Here is an 18,958-nt window from a genome sequence, read left to right on the forward strand (position 1 = left end):
ACAGACGTGCGAAAGCGTGCCGCAGGGTGTGCGGCAGTCACGCATGATCAGGCAAATGCAGTCTTTTCAGTACGGCACCAGAATTCGGTGACGTCAGCGCGCCATTGCGGCCTGGATTTCAGAAAGCGTCGGCATTGCAGGGGCCGTTCCGCGCCGTGTTACGGCAATACCAGCTGTTGCGCATCCAAACCGGACGGCCTCTAGCCGGTCTGTACCCCGCGAAAGCGCGGCTGCGAAACCACCAACGAAGGCGTCTCCAGCTCCGGTCGTATCGATGGCAGGACCGCATGAGATGGCTGGGACATACACGGACTGTTCCGCCGAATGAAACAACACGCCACGCGCACCGAGCGTGATGATGGCCGCGCCGACACCTCGGGACAGGAAAATGTCTCCCGCCCGTTTGGCACCATCAAGCGTATCGATTGGAAAACCAACGAGCGTTGCAGCTTCCGTTTCGTTGGGGACAATAAAATCGCACACACGGTAGATCTCGTCTGGAAACGCTTCAGCCGGTGCGGGATTGAAAATGGTTGTGACGCCAGCGGCACGGGCAATCTCCAGCGCAAGCTGCGCGGCACTGGCGGGTTGCTCCAACTGCGTGACGAAGACTGCCGACTGCGTGATCGTGTCCCGCGCCTCTTCGACGTCATGGACATCAATCAGGCCCGCCGCTCCCGGATAAACTATGATCGCGTTTTCACCCGTCTTGTCGTTGACGTAGATGAAGGCAGCACCGGTGGGCTGATGGTCGAGAACAGTGATTTTTGTGCGGACGCCAGCCTTTTCATAGGTTTTTAGCGCGAGATCGCCAAAGGTATCATCACCGATCTTCGAGATGAACGTCACCTCGGCACCCGCCTGTGCTGCGGCCACCGCTTGATTGGAGCCCTTTCCGCCCGGACCGACGGAAAAGCCGCTGCCGGTGATGGTTTCGCCTATGGCTGGCATACGCGGCGCGAGATAGGCCGTATCAGCAACAAAAATGCCAAGGATGGAAACGCCAGACTTCATACCAGACCTCATTTTACGGCGCCTGCGGTGAGGCCCTTCACAATGTAACGCTCAAGGAAAACGCCAACAAGGATTAGCGGCATGATGGCCGCCGTGGCAATAGCTGCCATGGACCACCAGTTAATGCCCTGTGAACCCGTCTGGCTCGCAACCATGACCGGCAATGTTTTGGCATTCGAACTCGTCAGGAGTGCAGCGAAGAAATACTCGTTCCAGCACAGGATAACGGACAGAATGAACGCCGCGACCATGCCCGGAAGCGCGATGGGCAGGACGATGCGCATGAAGGCGCCCCAAATGGAGCAGCCATCCACGAGCGCAGCCTGCTCAAGCTCGACCGGTATCGTGTCAAACTGGTCGCGCATGATCCAGATGACGATCGGTAGCACCATCAGCGTATAGACGAGGATCAATCCGACCAGCGTATCGAGGAGCATCAGGTGCTTGTAAAGGACCAGAAACGGCATGGCCAGAACGACCGGCGGCAGGATGAGCTGCGACAGGAAGAAGAATGAGATGTCCTTGTTCTTCATCCAGAGGAACTTGTAGGAAAAACGGCTGAGGCCGTAGGCTGCCAATGAGCCGATGACCACTGCAAGGAACGACGCCCCGGCGGATGCGACGATGCTGTTGTAGAAACGGCGGATAAATTCATCCCGAACAGTGGATTGGGCAAAAATCGTATCCGGTGAAAGACCTAGGGAGCGCCAGCCTTTCCAGTCAGGTGTAAAATCCACGAAGGGAATGAGGTGCCCCTGCGTCACATTCACAGCCGTCTTGAAGGATGTGGTGATCGTCCAGTAGATCGGAAACAGCGAGACGAACGCCCAGAAGACCAGCGCCGCATAGATCAACAGACTGCTGGTCAAAAACTGCGGACGGCGCGACCAGAGGCTTGGGCGTGTCGTGGATGGTTCAACCTGTGTTGCCATGAGCTTCACCCTCAATTGTCGCGTTGCATCCACCGGCTCGCCCCTTTGAGGATGAGCGCGACGAAAATGATGATGATGACGAGATAGAATTCTGCAAGCATCGTGCCATAGCCGACATTCGAGCGGTCTCTATATTCGCGGAAGATAAAGCTCGACACGGTATCCGTCGCCCCACCTGGCCCACCAGCAGTAACGTTGATGACGATATCGGCAAGCTTGAGCTGGAAGATGACGCGCAGGATGATGACGGTGATGCTGACCGGCAGCATGAGCGGAAAGGTGATTTCCTTGAAGCTCTGCCAGCCGGACGCGCCATCCACCTTCGCGGCTTCCTTGATTTCAGATGGCAGCGCCTGAAGGCCTGCGAGCAGCAGGATCATCATGAAGGGAATGGACACCCAGGCATCCATGGCCATGATCGAAGAACGCGCGAGCCACGGCGTGGAGAAGAAAGCCGGATTATCCCAGCCGAGATGGCGCGCAAGCGTGGCGGCCGGGCCGAACCGGTATTCCATCAACGACTTGCCAATCATCCAGCTGACGGCAACCGGGCTCAGCATCAGCGGCAGCAGGAACGCGACGCGGAAGAATTTGCGCGCCTTGATTTCAGCGTTAAGCAGCAGCGCCAAACCAAACGCGATGGCATATTGCACCAGAACCGACAGGACATAGAAGACCATGTTCAGCATGGCATTCCAGAAATACCGGTCTGCAAACAGGGTGCGCAGATTGTCGAGACCATTAAAACGGCGACCGGCAGCGGCACTGAGGTTCCAGTCCGTAAAGGCGATGTAAAGGCCGAAGACAGTCGGAAACACGACCATGGCGACGGTGAACAGAACCGCCGGAAGCACGAAGGCGGCCCGCTGGCCCGCCTCACCGCGGATCAATATCTGAGCGGCGCAAAGCGACGTTGCCCAAATGATGTAAGCATAGAGCAGCGGCTGCCAGCTGACGAAACCGAGCGCGGTCCAGCCCGCAGCGTCGGATATCTGCAAAGCGAGCACGGTGAAAAGCAGGATAGTAGCGGCCACTAGCAAGAGCTTGCCGCGTTTGGCAGCACTTGCTTGTACAGGCGCCTGCGCCACGGGCTGCAAAGCTGGCGTTATCGTATGCGACATGGGCAAACCTCAAGGCTGGAAAGCCGTCTTCAAGCGGTCTTTGCTCAGGCGGCACGTGATTGTGCCGCCTGAGACAATGGTTTCAGGCATCACACACCGAGAGACGCCTTGTAGAGCGCGATCTGCTTTTCTCGGCCCAACTGGTCGGTGATCTTTTCCCAAGCAGCGGCAATGGCATCTGCACCTGCCTGTGCCGTGGCCTGTCCGGCAAACACCTTGGCGAGTTCATCCTCCGCCACGCTGTAATACTGGAAAATACCCGGTATGCGTGGCTCGATGGCAGCGTTGGAGTGGTTGTAGGAGTTGGACTGGGACGCGAGATAGCTAGAGATGAACGCCTCGTCATAGCCCGCGGCAACCCATTCCTTGATGTTGAACTGGCTCTTGCGATAGCACTGGAAGCCGGATGGATAGGCAGCGGTCCACAGCGCGATATCCTTGCCGCCAAGATGCGCTGCCGCGCTCCAGGCCGCCTTTTTCTTTTTCTCGTCGCTATCGACCCGGGCCATGACATAGACGCCCCAGCCGAGATAGGCCATGTTCGGCGCATAGTTGGGGCCGCTGGCAAGCGTGTCCCATTTGCCGGTCTTGGCATTATAGACATCATCAGAACCCGGCAGAATATCAAAGCCGATGGTCTCGCCGATAACGGATGTATCGCTGGTGCGTGCAGCCGCACCCACGTCACCCCACCAAGAAACCATGGAACCGGTGCCAGCCAGAAACTGCTGGAATGCCGCCGTGCCTGGATCGGCGTTGAGCTGATCGCCCGCTTCCGATGGCAATGCGTCGATCACGTCCTGAATGGCGCGCACCCAGGCAGGATTGTTGATGCGTGGCTTCATCGTATCGGTGTCGAACAGCCAGGCCTTGTCATCCGGATGCTTGGCATAAGCCGTTGCGCGGCTGCCGAGGAAGTAGAAGCCAAAACCGCCCCATGCCTTTGGCGAATCGAGATAGCCAATGGCATCTGTGCCACCAATCTTCTTGCCCTTGAGGAACTTAGTAACTTCCTGAACCTTCTGCCATGTCTTCGGCACGCCCCACTCGCCCTTGTGGCCCTCGTCTTTCCAGGCCTTTGCCAAATCTGGGTCGGTGAAATAATCGGTGCGATAGTTGAAGTTGTGGCAATCGCCATCGACAGAAACGCGGTAGGTCTTGCCATCCCAGGTTCCGACGGGCGCCTTCAGGTAATCGACGTAATCATCCATGTCGATCTGGGTTTTGACCCAGTCCGGCATTTCAGAAGCCAGCCCCCTGCCACAGACATCGCCTTCGAACGGCGCGCCCATTTCAAGAAGGTCGAAATCGACAGTGCCGGTGGCAATGGCCTGCTGAAGACGTGGGTTATAATCGGCCTGCGCCAGATCGATCCATGTGATCTTGGCACCGGTGTAATCTTCCCAGGGCTTGAGAAAGCCACGGAACAGAACGTTGTGGAGGTTCTGGTTGTTCAGCCCCATGAAGGAAAGCTCGACACCGGCGAATTCGCCTTGCTTGACGGTTTTCTTGGTGGCTTCAAGGCACATCTCGCCGACTTTTTGCCAATCGGCATCGGTTGGGGAGCCCTTGCCGACACCCGGCACCTGCAAAATCTGCGTGCGCAAGGATGCGTCCTGCGCGTAAGCCGCACCGAACGGGCCGAGCATACTGCCCGCAGCCGCTACGGCACCAAGGCTTGCGCCTGTCTTCAACATGGCGCGGCGGCTCAGGCCGATCGCCATCATTCTCTCGAAATCGCTGACTTTCATGCGGTTATCCTCCCGTTGATTTGGCGTCGTCACCGTCTCCTCACGGTGGCGACCAGAAATTCTAGTCCAGCCTCAACCCGCTTTCTCCATCGAAGAGATGGACCAGCGCAACATTTGGCGTTATCGCAATCGTGCCGCCTGCGGGCTCATCCACCCGTTCGCGGAACACACCAATGATCTTCTGCTGCCCGATTTTGGCGAAGATCTGCGTTTCCGAGCCGGTTGATTCCACCACCGTAACCTGTGCCTCAACAGCGCCACCCAGCGTGAAATGCTCAGGCCTGATGCCGTAAAAGGCAGATTTGCCGTCGGCACCATCAGGCACACGCGAAAGCGGCAGACGGATACCGTCATCCGTCTCGAAATACGGATCTGCGGCGCTACGGATGTGACCCTTGATGAGGTTCATGGACGGAGACCCGATGAACCCGGCAACGAAGGTGTTGGCAGGTTTGTCATAAAGCGTCAGCGGTGAACCGATCTGCTCGACACGGCCATCACGCAGGACGACGATGCGGTCGGCCATGGTCATGGCTTCCACCTGGTCATGCGTCACGTAAATCATGGTCGTGGCTAAGCGCCGCTGCAATTCCTTGATCTCGGCGCGCATCTGCACGCGCAGCTTGGCATCGAGGTTGGACAGCGGCTCATCGAACAGGAATACCTTGGGATCGCGAACGATTGCCCGGCCCATGGCAACACGCTGGCGCTGACCGCCAGAAAGCTGGCGGGGGTAGCGCGTGAGATAAGGTATAAGGTCGAGGATCTCGGCCGCCCTGCGGACGCGAGCATCGATATCGGCTTTGCTCTCACCCCGCATCTTGAGTGCGAAACCCATATTCTCGGCAACGGTCTTGTGCGGATAAAGCGCGTAGCTTTGAAACACCATCGCGATGTCTCGGTCTTTGGGTGGCAGGTCGTTGACCACCTTGCCGTCGATCTGGATATCTCCGAACGTAATCGGCTCCAGCCCCGCGACCATGCGCAGAAGCGTCGATTTTCCGCAACCGGACGGCCCCACCAGAACGACGAACTCGCCGTCGGGTATTTCAACGGAAACGCCATGGATAACGGTCAGGCTACCATAGGCTTTTCCGACATTGACGATATTCATCGATGCCAAAAGCGTTTCTCCTCCCACGGTGCCGCGCACTCCTCGCGACATTGCGTCTTCCTCGTCCGCCAGCGGGTGCAGCTCCTCGCTGCACTGCCAAACATATATCCTTGGAAGGACGTCATCCGTTCATGAGACTTCACATATATCTATACCGTTGTAAACTGGCGCGCCATCAAAGCCTCAGTTATTTCTGAAAGTGTCAGTTCAGACCGGACAAACCGATGCGCATATCAGCAATACTTGATAAATCAGGCAATCAGGGCGCGCGCTCAGGTCAATCTTCATCTCAGTTTATTGCCAGCATTACAAAATCGCGCTAAGTCGTGAAGAAGGCAGTCGCCAATCCCGGGAGGAGAACGCAGTGCTTAAAGGGATAGACCCTATTATCAACGCTGAGCTGATCCACGCCCTCATGCTGATGGGACATGGCGATCAACTGGTTTTATGCGACATCAACCACCCCGCGCAGACCATTGCGCGGCAAACGACCTATGGCCACCTGATCGATGTTTCTGGCTGTGGTCTGGAACGTGCTGCTGAAGCGATACTCAAGCTTTTCCCGCTGGACACATTTGTCGCAGCGCCAGTGAAGCGCATGCAGGTCGTTGGCGACCCAGAGGCTCAGGTTCCGATTTTTGCAGTGATGCAGGATGTCGTTGATCGGGCTGAGAATCGGCCTATCGCGATCGAGGCATTGGAGCGTTTCGCATTTTACGAGGCGGCCAAGAAATCCTTCGCGATTGTGCGAACATCCGATCCCGGCCCCTATGGCTGCTTCATTTTTAGCAAGGGCGTTATCTGAGCGGCGTCAGGTCTATGTGTGTGGAGATATAGTCGCATGAAGCTGGCACGATGATGTGCCAGCCGCAGGTGTTTTTGCTTTGCTTTCAGAGCAGCGCAGACTGTTGCTTGCCCGACGTTGCAGGCCATTATGGTTTCATGCGTGACGTATGCCCTATTTGAACGCAGCCGGAAGCCAGAGTGATAGGGCGGGAATATAAGTCACCAATAACAGCACGACGATGCCTGCACCATAGAATGGCCAGATGGATCGCATTGCCTCCCAGACGGTAATCTTGCCGACAGCACATGCCACAAACTGCACACCACCGACCGGGGGCGTATTGAGGCCAAGGCCGTAGTTCAGGATCATGATCACGCCGAAATGGACCGGGTCGACACCATAGGCTGTGGCGATCGGTAGAAAGATTGGCGTCGTGATGATGATTGTCGGGCCCATGTCCATAAAGGTGCCCAAAACCAGCATGATGACATTGAGAAGTAACAGGATCACGATGGGGTTGTCAGACAGCGTCTGCATCCAGATAACGAGCGTGGTTGGCACCCGCAGGAACGCCATCAGCCAGGAAAATGCCGCGGCGCAGCCGATGATGAGCAGAACCATGGCAGTTGTGCGCACAGCGCCCATGGTGGCGTGAACGAAGTCCTTCCAGCTAAGCTGACGATAGATGAGCGTGGTGACAAGAAGGGCATAGATAACAGCGACGCAGGAGCTTTCCGTTGCTGTAAATATTCCTGAACGCACGCCGCCAAAGATGATGGCGATGAGCAGCAGACCGGGAATGGCGGCAGCCAGAAGATGCAATGCGACCATGAAGCCTGGAAAGGGTTCGGTTGGATAGCCCCGCTTGCTGGCGACAATATAGGCCGTGATCATCAGCACGCCTGCAAACAACAGACCGGGAATGACGCCTGCGGTAAACAGGTCGGCGATGGAAATCTTGCCGCCCGCAGAAATCGAGTAGATGATCATATTGTGGGATGGCGGCAGCAGCAGTGCAATCAATGCTGCCATCGAGGTCACGTTGACGGCGTAATCGGCACCATAACCGCGCGCCTTCATCTGCGGAATCATCAAGCCACCGACCGCTGCGGCCTCAGCCACGGCAGATCCCGAAATGCCCCCAAACAGGGTGGATGTGACGATGTTTACCTGACCGAGCCCACCGCGCAGGTGCCCGACGAGCGATGCCGCAAAGGCCACGATGCGCCCGGCAATGCCACCGCGAACCATGAGGTCACCCGAATAGATGAAAAAGGGGATGGCCAGCATGGAAAAGACACTCATGCCGGAATTCATTCGCTGGAAAACCACCAGCGGCGGCAAGCCCATATATGCGACTGTCGCCAGGCTGGAAATGCCGAGACAAAATGCGATTGGCGTGCCGATCAACATAAGCAGCGTAAAGCTGCCAAACAGGATCCAGAGTTCCATCGTGTTATTTCCCTTTCACGACGTTGGATGAGTTTTTGTGGGCAAGATCGGCCGCGTCTTTGCGAACATCTGCGATGTTTTCGAGTTCGACTGCGATTTCCGTCGGCGCCATCTCATCAAGCGCTTCGTCGACCGGCAGGTTCATCGCCCGAGCAACGATGCGCTCCAGGGCAAAAATGCAGATCAATACCCCGCCGCCCACAAGAGGTGCATAATCCCACGCGCCTGAGATACCGAGCGCTGGCATGATGGTGTTCCAGGTCAACATAACCAGGCTGATGCCGTACCAGATCATACCAATCCCGAAGGCAAATATGACGACATCCGAAATCATCCGCAGCCATTTCTTCCCGGCTTTAGGAAGGACATATAAAAGGACGTCAAAACCCATATGGTTGTTCTCACGCACACCCACGGCGGCACCGAGAAAGATGAACCAGCTCATGAGAATGACGGCACCCGGCTCGCTCCAACTTGGGGAGTCGTTCAGGACGTATCGGCAAAAAACCTGCCACGCGACGATTGCAGTCATGAACACAAGGCCGATACCCGCAATATAAAGAACCAGCGTGTTCAATCTTGTGAGAATTGGGAGGCTCGATTTGAGATGGGTAGACATGAGGATGCCTCCTGACCCTTCTGCTGCTGAAAAAGGGCCCGACTAAAATGTCTGGAATGATGGCGTTTGGGTTAGACAAACACCCTGCCTGCTGAACTAGGCAGGGTGTTGTTGCGGCTTACTTGGCCGCCTGCACGTCCGCGACGAGTTTCTTTAGTACGTCGCCTTTTACGTGCTTTTCGTAAACGGGTTTCATTGCATCGATGAAGCCCTGCTTTTCGACTTCATTGACAGCCACGCCCGCCTTTTCGATGGTCGCGCGCGACTGCGCAGTCTTCGCTGCCCACAGCTCACGCTGCTTGGCTACGCTGTCCTTCGCAGCCTGTTTGAAAATTGCCTGGTCCTCTGGCGTCAGCTTGTCGAACGCCGCCTTATTCATGACGAAGACCTCTGGGAGGATCGTGTGCTGATCGAGCGAGTAGAACTTGGCAACTTCATAGTGCTTTGCGGTATCGTAACTTGGGAAGTTGTTTTCCGCGCCGTCGATAACACCAGTCTCGACAGACGAATAGACCTCACCATAGGGCATCGGCGTTGCGTTAGCGCCGAGAGCAGTGGCCATATCGACAAAAATGTCAGACTGAATGACCCGGAATTTCAGGCCCTTCATGTCTGCAACCGTTTTGATCGCCTTTTTGGAATTATAGAACGAGCGTGAGCCGGAGTCGTAGAATGCCAATGCCACCAAGCCAGCAGGCTCGAAAGCAGCCTTGATCTGGTCACCGATAGGGCCGTCCATAACCTTATGCATATGGTCTTCTGAACGGAAAATATAGGGCAATGCCGGAATGATGGATTCTTTCACAGTTCCGTTGAACGGTGCCATCGAAACGCGATTGAGCTCGATAACGCCCGATCTGACCTGTTCGATTGTATCTTTCTCTTCGCCCAATTGTGCGGAATGGTAGATTTCAACTGAGTAGCGACCGCTAGTGCGTTCTTTTACCAGTTGGCTGAAGTATTTAACACCTTCTACGGTTGGATACCCGTCTGGGTGGGTGTCTGACGACTTCAGAACTGTTTGCGCCCACGCCGAGCTGAGTGCGAGTGTGGACACCAGCGCGGCGCCCGTGAGCAGTTTGGTGATATAAGACATTTCCCCTCCCATGGCGAAAACAGGTTCGCCGGTGCTGCGATTTCCCCATCGAAAAGCACCGGCGAAATCGCCGGCAAAGAGCTTCTATTTGGAGCAGTCAGCCAATCCTCCATCGGCTGGGAAATTTCATACTGTTGTTCAGATATCGTGTCAACATATCTCTAAGTATAAGATATATGATGACTAGGGGTTATTCATATGTCATCGAGGCGTCGGAGAATGGGGAGCTTGCCACTTCAAATTGTTGAAATGCGCGACAAATCTATCAAAGCTATGCATCTGTGGCTTCAGTTTTGCTTAGCGCGTCTCATTGGCATACCGTCTATGAGGTCGAACATTTCGACATCACTGACGACCTTCTCGCTACGAAGCTTGATGCCACCATCCATGCCGACGAGGACAACCTGAAACGCTTCACTTTTGATATCGGCATCCGTCCTCAAATCCACTGATTTCAGGGCGGGGGCGTTACCATAGACTGCGCGGGCCTCGCCTTCGGAAACCCTGATGACGACCATGTCTCTTTCCTCAAGCTCGGCCTTCTGCCGGTTGAGTATTTCAATCTGTTGGAGCAACGTTTGATCAGCTGCGCTGCCGAACACCAGAACCACGCGGTTCTTCCAGGCGAATTCCTTAAGGCTATCCATTGCGAACACCTGTGATGAGGAGAGTGCGATGAGAGACGCTACGAAAATTCGCTTCATGTGACGGGCCTCCCGTTGATCTCTTATTTATACGCGATGTTGGCCGAGCTCTGTCATCACGATAGTGTTTTAGAAACTTCTTGGAACCGAGTCCGGCCGGCACGACCAGCGCCGGTGAAGCCCATGAAGCTTGTTTGCGACCCAGAGGGTCGACTGCTTAACATCGCCAGCTGCAAGTCGATGCAGGACAACTCCGTGCTACGCTTCGATGCACAAGATGCTTCCAGTTGTTGAAAAATCCCTTATACACAAGACTGATAGTGAATCGGTGTCGCTTGGGCGCATTAAACATGACGTTTTCTCTGCAAACATTTGGCCAACTGCAGCTCTTCGACTCGCAGGACGAAGCTGTTCCTTTCCCCGAGAAGGGTCTTTTGATCCTGGCCTATCTCCTGACAGCGCCAGAGGGTTCGGCTCATCGCACGACAATGGCCCAGTTTTTATGGGGCGATGAAAACAGGGAAGTTTCACTCGTCAATCTGCGCTCAACCATTTCGAGAATCAAATCCCGGCAGGAAGAGCTTGGGGCGGATTTTCTCTCCTTTACGGGAAGCACGATCTCTCTCGGCCAAACTTCGGTCGCTTGCGATCTGCTCTCGCTTCACAAGACGGATTCTGAAGACCCCCTCACCTGGCTGGGACGGCTTGTTGCGCTTTTCAACCGGACGTTCCTTGCAGCCGTGAACTGCCAGAGTCGCGAGTATGATGTTTGGCTGATACAGCGGAAAATTTACCACAGCGCCCTTCTTAAGGGGCTGTTGAAGGAAACGTCGAGCTCCGCGAGAACACCCAAGGAAGAGGAGATCATAAAAAATGCCGCCATCCTCATCTTTCATACGGAGCCGGAAAATCCAGATACGCTTAAATTCCTTGTGCAGATATTCAATGCAGAGGAGGAAGTTGAGTATTTTCGAAAGCACCTTGAGCAACGGAAACAGTCACTTTCCCGGGGCCTAGCTTATCTAGGCGCTGGGTCCGATACAAATTCTGCAGAAACCGTCGGCAAGAAGGAAGGGGTCTCACAGTTTTCCGCATCGGACACAACCGCTCTCGACGCGCTCATCAAGCCCGAAGAAGTCCTGAAAAGCGCCGTTCCTCGCCTCGCCTTGCTACCTCCCACGCACCACCATCTTGATCCGATGGTCGCCGTGGTCGCATCGTCGTTAATCGAGGATATTACAATCGGGTTCTGCGCCCTGAATAGCCTTGAGATCATTGCCCCTCATACAGCAGTTCGAATCGGCAAAACATCTGAAGACAAGCCAAATGTGTTTGAACGCTATGACATCACCTATGTTCTGGACACCCGTTTGAGCAGTCTGGAGAATGGCGACCTATCGCTGTTTGTTCAGCTCACATATGTCAACAGCTCCGAAATCGTCTGGGCTGAGCGCTACAACCTCGAAAGCCTCAACCTGATAGACCGCCGTCGCGACCTGTTGCGGCAAATTACACTTTCGGTGTCCGGACGAATTGAAAGCCATCAGATCACCCGTCCATATTTTGAGCGAAGCGCGGCTGCCTATCACCGATATCTTATCGGACGCCACTATCTCAATCGACTGACGCTTCCAAATCTGCGCCGTGCGCGAAAGGAGTTGAGGGGCGCCTTACAGGAAGACTCAAACTTCGCCCCGGCCTTGAGTGCCATTGCACGCACCTACTCAAAGGAATGGCTTCTCACCGCGCGCGGAGATATGGACCTGCTGGAAACCGCTTCGGAATACGCCACGCGTGCGATCGACGCTCGGCGTGACTTTGCAGATGGATACCGGGAACTCGGCGTTACAAAGCTTCTCATGGGTGAACTTGAAGAAAGCGTAAGGACCCTGGAAGTGGCGGAGACGCTTAGCCCCCATTACGCAGACATTATCGCCGACCATGCCGACACATTGAACCATTTTTCACAGCCAGATCTTGCGTTGCAAAAGCTCGAACGTGCGATGGAGCTGAACCCCCTTGGCCCTGACTCTTACTTATGGACCGCAGCAGGAGCCAGCTATAGCCTCGGCAAGTTCAATGATGCCCTCGGCTACATCGAAAAGATGGTGGACGGCGACCTTGCGGATCGCCTTTCCGCCGCAAGTTGGGCCATGCTTGGAGACGAAAAAAAGTCTCGTTTCTTCGTTCGGCGGGCTCTTGAATCGAACCCCCAATTCGATATTGATAACTGGCTGGCCATCGTTCCCTTCAAGGAACAATGGCAAAAGGATATTTACCGGGAAGGTTTAAAGAAAGCCGGTTTTTAGTTATTGGAAAAAAGGAAGTTATTGAAATGGCAAATGTTGTTGTACTTGGCGTAGCAGATAAGCAGGGTCTCTGGGTTGTAGATTTCGATGCTGGAACTGTCACGCCACTGCCAGAACCCACGTCCGGAAATCTGAAGAACGTCGTTGATCTACGCGCAGTTGGCGCATCGGTCATCAAGGGCGTTGACGTAGCCATCTCGGCAGCATCGGCCGCCGATGTTGCTGCCAGCCACATGGAATAATCATCCAGTTCTGGGTGAAGGGCTGAGAAGTCGGCCCTTCACCATCGACTTCGGTTTGCTACAGATAGCATACACCGCGCCGGTTTCGATGTTGGCATGCACACCTTGAAAAACATCAGCTCTTGGCAACTGCATAAATGAGTAGGTCGTGCGAGCCAGCACGAACATTTGTCGTTATATCGTGATTTTTCAGCTCATTCTCATGCGCCGCAAGGGCGCGTTTGGCATGTAGCAGTGGTTTGCATCCGTGCAATTTGGCCACAGCGCCTTTGATAATATCCTGCCTTTTCCGCACCCAGTGTTTTTTTGGTCTGGCTCTAACGCGTCCGCTCAATTAACATGATTAAATAAGTCATGTTAAATTCGCGTCGGACATCGCAACCAGCGTTGTGGTGATCTACGAAAAAGCTGTTGGATGTTGTCGGCTCATGAGTACAGCGTTGTTGCATCTTTTAAGAACGGAGGAGAGCAACCGCCTTTTGCGGTTCTTCCGCCACCGACTGAGAGATCGTGAAGATGCTGCAGACGCGATGCAGGAAACGGCACTGCGGGTTTTGCAGGTCTCCAAGACTGCGTCTATCGAAAACCCGCAGGCCTACCTTTTTCAGATTGCGAAGTCCGTTGCCCGGCTGACTGCTATCAGACAGTCGCGTGAACGGCCGCTGCTGGTGCCGTTGGAAGATGGGCTCGGTGTTGCCTGCGACAGGCCAGATCAGGAGCAGATCGTCACGGGTCGCCAGCATCTGGCAGTGATGGCTCATGAAATAGGTGCTCTTCCCAAACGTTGCCAGGAGGTTTTCGTCCTCAGCCGAATCCACGGATTGCCCAATGGCGAGATCGCCGAACGGCTTGGTATCTCCCGCAACATGGTGGAAAAGCATATTATCAAAGCGTTACTGCAATGCCGCCGGGCGCGGGCAAAAATAAACAGTCTTTAGACGTCAGGCGCTCGCATGTTTTTCACTCGATATATAAGGATGCTGACTGAAACCTGATTGAGAATGGCAATCTTCTATGCGTGACAAGAAAAGCGACAGAACTGAAGCGGGACTAGAAGAACAAGCAGCGCTTTGGGTGGCGCGCATGCAGTCGGCAGATGCGTCGCCTACGGATCGTCAGGCATTTCAGGATTGGTTGACGGCGAATCCGTCCCACAAAGACGCCTATGAGGACATGGCATCGCTCTGGGGCGAGATGCGGGATGTTCAGCTCCCCTCGCCTTCCCATCGGGCACCGAAGTCGCGCCGCGCAGTGCTGGCGGCGCTCTGTATCCTCTGTCTTTTGGGGGCGATGACCCTCCTCTCTCGACAAGCAGGCGTGATCGACCGGCTGCAGGCCGACCATTATACTGCCGTGGGTGAGACCCGCATTGTGATGCTGGAAGATGGCACCCGGATCAGCCTTAACTCCGACACCGCCATCGAAACGCGCTATTCAGCCCATGAACGACGGGTTGTCCTGTTGCGCGGTGAAGCGTTCTTCGATGTGGCGAAAAATCCGCAACGACCTTTCATTGTTGATAACAACGGCTTGAAGGCACATGCGCTTGGCACCCACTATTCCGTCCGCGCTGGCGATGGATCATTGCCGCAAGAGGTGCAGGTTGAGGAAGGCGAGGTGGAGGTCAAGACCACGTCCGGCACTGCCAGGCTGGGAGCAGGCGATGTGGTGACGATGGATAGTGACGGAGCCATCGTCCGTTCACGACAGGATGTGACGAACAACACGGCCTGGCGTGAAGGAAAGCTTGTATTCTCCGGGCAGTCGTTGCGACAAGTACTTCAAATCCTCGCCCAATATCGCCATGGCAAAATTCTTGTTCTTGACGATGAAGCTTCGCGCTTGAGTGTCTCAGGCATTTTCGATCTTCACGACACCGATCAGGCGTTACGCATTCTGGAAAGCAACCTTCCAGTCAGCGTCACGAAGCTCGCTGGCATGGTGGTGCTTGTCCGCTCGCGATAATTTTTTCACAGAGCACGTCAGGAGGTCGGGCCTCTTCTCACTCTAGGTCATCAGAGAGCACTGCGGGCTTGCGCAGTGCGTTTGTTGATCAGGCGTTAAGGGACACGAGAATGATTTTTGCAGAGCGGGCACATAAGAGGCTGTGGCTGGCGACGACGGCGATGATCGGCCTTTCGATAACAACAGTGGCAGGAACGACGCGTGCGCAAGAGCAGACTGCGGCACCTGCCACCGCAACATTATCGGTGCCCGCCGGTCCCCTCGAAAGCGCCATCCTGACCCTTGGTCGCCAAGCCAATCTGCGCATGCTCTACCCCTCCGCGATCACCAAAGGAAAGACAACGGCCGGTGTCAAAGGCCCGCTTAGCGTTTCTGCAGCCGTGACACAGCTTCTGGCCGGTTCCGGCTTGAGTTTCACCATGGCGGGCGCCAACACCGTGCGTATTTTCGATCCCTCCACCACCGCGCAGCAGTCTGGCGTCGCCAATGATGGGTCGACTGTGCTTCAAACAATCGTTGTCGAAGGCTCAGGCACAGGCGGCGTCCCGGGTATTGTCGAAACGCAGGGTTACGTCGCAAAATCTGGCCGCAGTGCGACCAAGACGGATACGCCGGTGGCGGAAACCGCCCAGTCGGTATCGGTCGTTAGCCGGAAACAGCTGGATGATCGGCAGCCGCAAAATGTGACCGAGGCGATCCGCTATACACCAGGTGCGCGCGGCGGCCAGTATGGAGCAGAACCCCGCTTCGATGCGTTCAAGCTGCGTGGCATCGAGCTTACATATACAGGTGTGTTCCGCGATGGCTTGCGCCAGATCAGCAGTCCAAACGGCCTGTTCCGTATCGAGCCTTATGGCGTGGAAGCCCTGACCGTTCTGCGTGGCCCCGCTGCCTCTATCTATGGCGCCAGCAGCTCCGGCGGCATCGTTGATATCATCTCCAAGCGACCAACCGAAGAGACGCTACGGGAAGTAGAGGTGCAATACGGATCCTACGGTCGGGTCCAGGGTGCCTTTGATCTGTCAGGTCCGGTCACAGAAGATGGCTCTGTGCTCTACCGTCTGACGGGTGTCGGGCGCGATGGTCGCAACGAGATCAAAGCGATCAAGGATGATCGTGTGATAATTGCACCCGCAATGACGTGGAAACCGGACGAAGGCACCAAACTCACCGTTCTCGGCGAATATATGGATTCTACAACAGGCGGAACCTGGGGATATATCAATGACGCCAATGGTGCGACGCCGGCCTATGGTGGCGATGCCCGCTTCAATGATTTTACACAGAAGCAATGGCGGATCGGCTATGAACTTGAGCATGAGCTGACAGACACGGTCACACTGCATCACAAGCTTCGTTACTCAGATCTTTCCACCAGACAGGAATACGCTTTTGGTGGCAAGCCCGGGCTAGTCTATGAAGACAATAAAGGTCTGGCGACAGATACCTATCTTGAGGCTGAGTTTCAAACCGGCGCGGCACAGCACAAGCTGATCGGCGGCATCGATTACAGCTACATGGAATATGAATCGCGCCAGGGCTACGGTGGCGCTCCGTTCACAAGCAGTTTTACATATGTTCCAGACATAACCGTCTTCCAGAACCAAAAGCAGAATGCCATCGGCGTCTATGTCCAGGATCAGATCGAGATCGATGCCTGGCGAATTGGTCTTGGCTTGCGTCATGATTGGCACGACAGTGAGTATTCGGCGGGGGGTGCGAACTACGCGCGCAACGACAGCGAGACGACATGGCGTGCCTCGATTGGCTATGTCACACCTTGGAATATCATGCCCTATGTCAGCTATGGCACCTCGTATGTGGCAAATCCGGGCGTTATCGTTTCATCGGGTGGGGGCTCATCCCAGGCGGATCCAACCCTTGGAACACAATATGAAGTCGGCTTGAAGTACGAAATACCGGACCAGAATGTGCTCATTTCTGCCGCCTACTTCGATATAGACCAGGAAAACGCGTCTGTTTATGCCTATGACTCAGCCACAAGCCTCAATGTGCTGCGGCAGCTGGATATGCGCTCGCGGGGTGTCGAACTTGAAGTTACGGCCTCGCTGGACAACGGCCTGAGCCTGACGGGCGGTTACTCCTATAATGATGTCAAAATCACCAAGCTGACACCCGAGACTGTGGGTCGACAGCTCAATTCCAGCCCCTATCACATGTTCTCTCTTTGGGTTGATTACGAGGTGCAATCTGGCGCTTTGGACGGCCTCGGCTTGGGTGCAGGTGTACGCTACGTAGGCTCCAGCTTCGGCAATGATCTTCACACCCCGGTTTTCAACAATGGAGCTCGTACGTTTGTGGATGCCGCAGTTCGCTACGATCTCGGCAGACTGAATGACGCGATGGAAGGGGTGAAATTGCAGGTCAATGCATCCAATCTCCTCAACGAAGTCAATCAAGTGTGCACCACGGGCTTCTGCTACTTCGATGAGGGTCGCAAAGTGATTGCTAGCCTGAAGTACAGCTTCTGAATATGCCGACCGCCCCCACCGACATAAAGCCGTCACCTGTCTCCGTCTTCGTTGCGGTGGGAGGTCTTTATGTCGGGCAAAGCGTGATTGGAGGACTAACCTTTCTTGGGCTTCCGGCGGTTTTGAGAAGTGCTGGCCTTCCGCTGGATCAGATCGGGCTATTGTACCTGATTGTCCTGCCATGGGCTTTGAAGTTTCTCTGGTCGCCCTTCATAGAACGTTACCGGCTGCCCCGCGTGGGGAAAAACAGGTCGCCCGTCATTGTCGGCGCAGGCGTCGGGCTTTGCGCGTGCGGTCTCGTCATCCTCGCCTTCACCGGACCATCACCGGTCAGCACCGCGATTGTCGTGCTCTTCGTCGTCGCTGTGGTCACAGCGACTGTCGATATTGCCTGCGATGGCTATGCGGTAGAGACACTTTCGGTAGAACATCATGCCTGGGCAAACGCCGCTCAGGTCGGCGGCTCCTACCTCGGTTCTGCGATAGGGGCTGGGCTATTCCTTGTTCTTGTGGATTGGTACGGATGGCGAAGTGCAACCCTGGTCATGGCCATGCTTGTGGTTCTCCTGGCATTGCCCTTCATTTTCGGTCCTGCCGCCAAAGCAAGGGTTGAGACCCGTGACCAGACGCCATCCATACGCCACGCGCTCGCCAAGCCGCATATCAGAACCGGTATCATCATCGCCGCGGTCTATGTCGCTGCCCAAAAATGGGGGCTCGCGATGCTGGGACCTTTCCTCATCGACTACGGCCTTGATCTCGCAACGATGGGAACGTTCAATGGTATCGGAAGCATGATCGTGGGCTTTGGCGGCGCACTTCTTGGGGGGCTGTTGGTACGCCGCTACGGCTCGTCACGGGTGCTTATCCTGTCGATTGCAGCACAGACCATCTTGCTCTGTGCCTTCGCGGCTTTCAGCCTCCATCGCGATATCGCCGATTGGGTTGTCATGACGGTGGCCATCACCAGTTCATCCGGGGTCATGTCGATTGGTTTCGTTGCCCTTTATGCCTGTTTCATGGGTTGGTCTGACCCGCATCAGGCAGGAGTGGATTTTACTCTGTTCCAATGCATGGATGGCATCGTCAGCATGGCGGGTGGAATAGGCGCCGGTGCTATTGCGGAGCGTTTTGGCTATCATACCGCCTTTCTGGTCGCTGCCGGGGTATCCGCCATCGCCGCTCCCGCAATCGCGCTGCTTTCAAGGCGGAGTGCAGCTTTTTGAGCGCCATCATGACACCCACTTAGGTTGTATTCGCCTGCTATTTTTGGGCTCGTTTCACACGCTTTGCCTGCTCGGGCCTGAACAGACACGATAAAATCATTTTTTTATTGCCGCGCAACTGTGCGCGCAAATTTCATAGTCCGAAAAGCGCTAAAAAATACTGATTTTACTCTATTATGTCACCAAAATATGCG

Annotated in this window: 16 protein-coding genes; 7 read left to right on the forward strand and 9 right to left on the reverse strand. The window is 55.3% G+C overall.

Annotated features, from left to right (window positions below; genetic code table 11):
- Window positions 1-93 precede the first annotated feature (93 nt).
- The 5 genes from rbsK to IFT53_RS10110 form a co-directional block, all read right to left on the reverse strand.
- Window positions 94-1,014: a ribokinase gene (gene rbsK, locus IFT53_RS10090; RefSeq protein WP_192064977.1), complete on the reverse strand. Its 921-nt coding sequence runs from the start codon at window positions 1,012-1,014 to the stop codon at window positions 94-96.
- 8 nt (window positions 1,015-1,022) lie between these two features.
- Window positions 1,023-1,946, reverse strand: coding sequence for a carbohydrate ABC transporter permease (locus tag IFT53_RS10095; protein ID WP_192064589.1), 924 nt, complete (start codon window positions 1,944-1,946; stop codon window positions 1,023-1,025).
- A gap of 11 nt (window positions 1,947-1,957) precedes the next feature.
- Window positions 1,958-3,067: a carbohydrate ABC transporter permease gene (locus tag IFT53_RS10100; RefSeq protein ID WP_192064590.1), complete on the reverse strand. Its 1,110-nt coding sequence runs from the start codon at window positions 3,065-3,067 to the stop codon at window positions 1,958-1,960.
- Between the two features lie 89 nt (window positions 3,068-3,156).
- Window positions 3,157-4,818 (reverse strand): sugar ABC transporter substrate-binding protein, encoded by a 1,662-nt coding sequence (locus IFT53_RS10105; RefSeq protein ID WP_192064591.1) that lies wholly within the window; start codon window positions 4,816-4,818, stop codon window positions 3,157-3,159.
- A 61-nt stretch (window positions 4,819-4,879) separates the two neighbouring features.
- Window positions 4,880-5,941, reverse strand: coding sequence for an ABC transporter ATP-binding protein (locus tag IFT53_RS10110; RefSeq protein ID WP_192064978.1), 1,062 nt, complete (start codon window positions 5,939-5,941; stop codon window positions 4,880-4,882).
- Window positions 5,942-6,296: 355 nt separating this feature from the next.
- Here IFT53_RS10110 and IFT53_RS10115 point away from each other — a divergent pair, with 355 nt between their 5' ends.
- Window positions 6,297-6,737, forward strand: a complete 441-nt coding sequence (locus IFT53_RS10115) for an RbsD/FucU domain-containing protein (RefSeq protein WP_192064592.1) — start codon at window positions 6,297-6,299, stop codon at window positions 6,735-6,737.
- Window positions 6,738-6,890: 153 nt separating this feature from the next.
- Here the strand turns inward: IFT53_RS10115 and IFT53_RS10120 are convergent, their stop codons facing one another.
- The 4 genes from IFT53_RS10120 to IFT53_RS10135 all read right to left on the reverse strand — a co-directional run bounded on the left by IFT53_RS10120 (window position 6,891) and on the right by IFT53_RS10135 (window position 10,590).
- Window positions 6,891-8,171 (reverse strand): TRAP transporter large permease, encoded by a 1,281-nt coding sequence (locus IFT53_RS10120; protein WP_042618760.1) that lies wholly within the window; start codon window positions 8,169-8,171, stop codon window positions 6,891-6,893.
- Window positions 8,172-8,175: 4 nt separating this feature from the next.
- Window positions 8,176-8,790 (reverse strand): TRAP transporter small permease, encoded by a 615-nt coding sequence (locus IFT53_RS10125; RefSeq protein ID WP_192064593.1) that lies wholly within the window; start codon window positions 8,788-8,790, stop codon window positions 8,176-8,178.
- Window positions 8,791-8,908: 118 nt separating this feature from the next.
- On the reverse strand, window positions 8,909-9,886 hold the full coding sequence (locus IFT53_RS10130) for a TRAP transporter substrate-binding protein (protein ID WP_192064594.1): 978 nt from the start codon (window positions 9,884-9,886) through the stop codon (window positions 8,909-8,911).
- Window positions 9,887-10,173: 287 nt separating this feature from the next.
- Complete coding sequence (locus IFT53_RS10135; protein WP_192064595.1) at window positions 10,174-10,590, reverse strand: DUF4174 domain-containing protein; 417 nt, start codon at window positions 10,588-10,590, stop codon at window positions 10,174-10,176.
- A 290-nt stretch (window positions 10,591-10,880) separates the two neighbouring features.
- Between IFT53_RS10135 and IFT53_RS10140 the strand changes: the two genes are divergently transcribed.
- The 6 genes from IFT53_RS10140 (at window position 10,881) to IFT53_RS10165 (ending at window position 18,764) form a co-directional block, all read left to right on the forward strand.
- Window positions 10,881-12,839, forward strand: coding sequence for a hypothetical protein (locus tag IFT53_RS10140; RefSeq protein WP_192064596.1), 1,959 nt, complete (start codon window positions 10,881-10,883; stop codon window positions 12,837-12,839).
- 26 nt (window positions 12,840-12,865) lie between these two features.
- A complete protein-coding gene (locus IFT53_RS10145; protein WP_192064597.1) occupies window positions 12,866-13,081 on the forward strand; it encodes a hypothetical protein in 216 nt (71 codons plus the stop codon).
- 428 nt (window positions 13,082-13,509) lie between these two features.
- Window positions 13,510-14,019 carry an RNA polymerase sigma factor gene (locus IFT53_RS10150; protein WP_042616423.1) on the forward strand — a complete coding sequence of 170 codons (510 nt, stop codon included), beginning with the start codon at window positions 13,510-13,512 and terminating at the stop codon, window positions 14,017-14,019.
- 76 nt (window positions 14,020-14,095) lie between these two features.
- Window positions 14,096-15,046, forward strand: a complete 951-nt coding sequence (locus IFT53_RS10155) for a FecR family protein (RefSeq protein ID WP_192064598.1) — start codon at window positions 14,096-14,098, stop codon at window positions 15,044-15,046.
- A 110-nt stretch (window positions 15,047-15,156) separates the two neighbouring features.
- A complete protein-coding gene (locus IFT53_RS10160) occupies window positions 15,157-17,538 on the forward strand; it encodes a TonB-dependent siderophore receptor (RefSeq protein ID WP_244656282.1) in 2,382 nt (793 codons plus the stop codon).
- A 2-nt stretch (window positions 17,539-17,540) separates the two neighbouring features.
- On the forward strand, window positions 17,541-18,764 hold the full coding sequence (locus IFT53_RS10165) for an MFS transporter (RefSeq protein WP_192064599.1): 1,224 nt from the start codon (window positions 17,541-17,543) through the stop codon (window positions 18,762-18,764).
- Window positions 18,765-18,958 lie beyond the last annotated feature (194 nt).

Source organism: Rhizobium sp. CFBP 13644, from assembly GCF_014842165.1.
Taxonomy (GTDB): Bacteria; Pseudomonadota; Alphaproteobacteria; order Rhizobiales; family Rhizobiaceae; genus Agrobacterium; species Agrobacterium tumefaciens_C.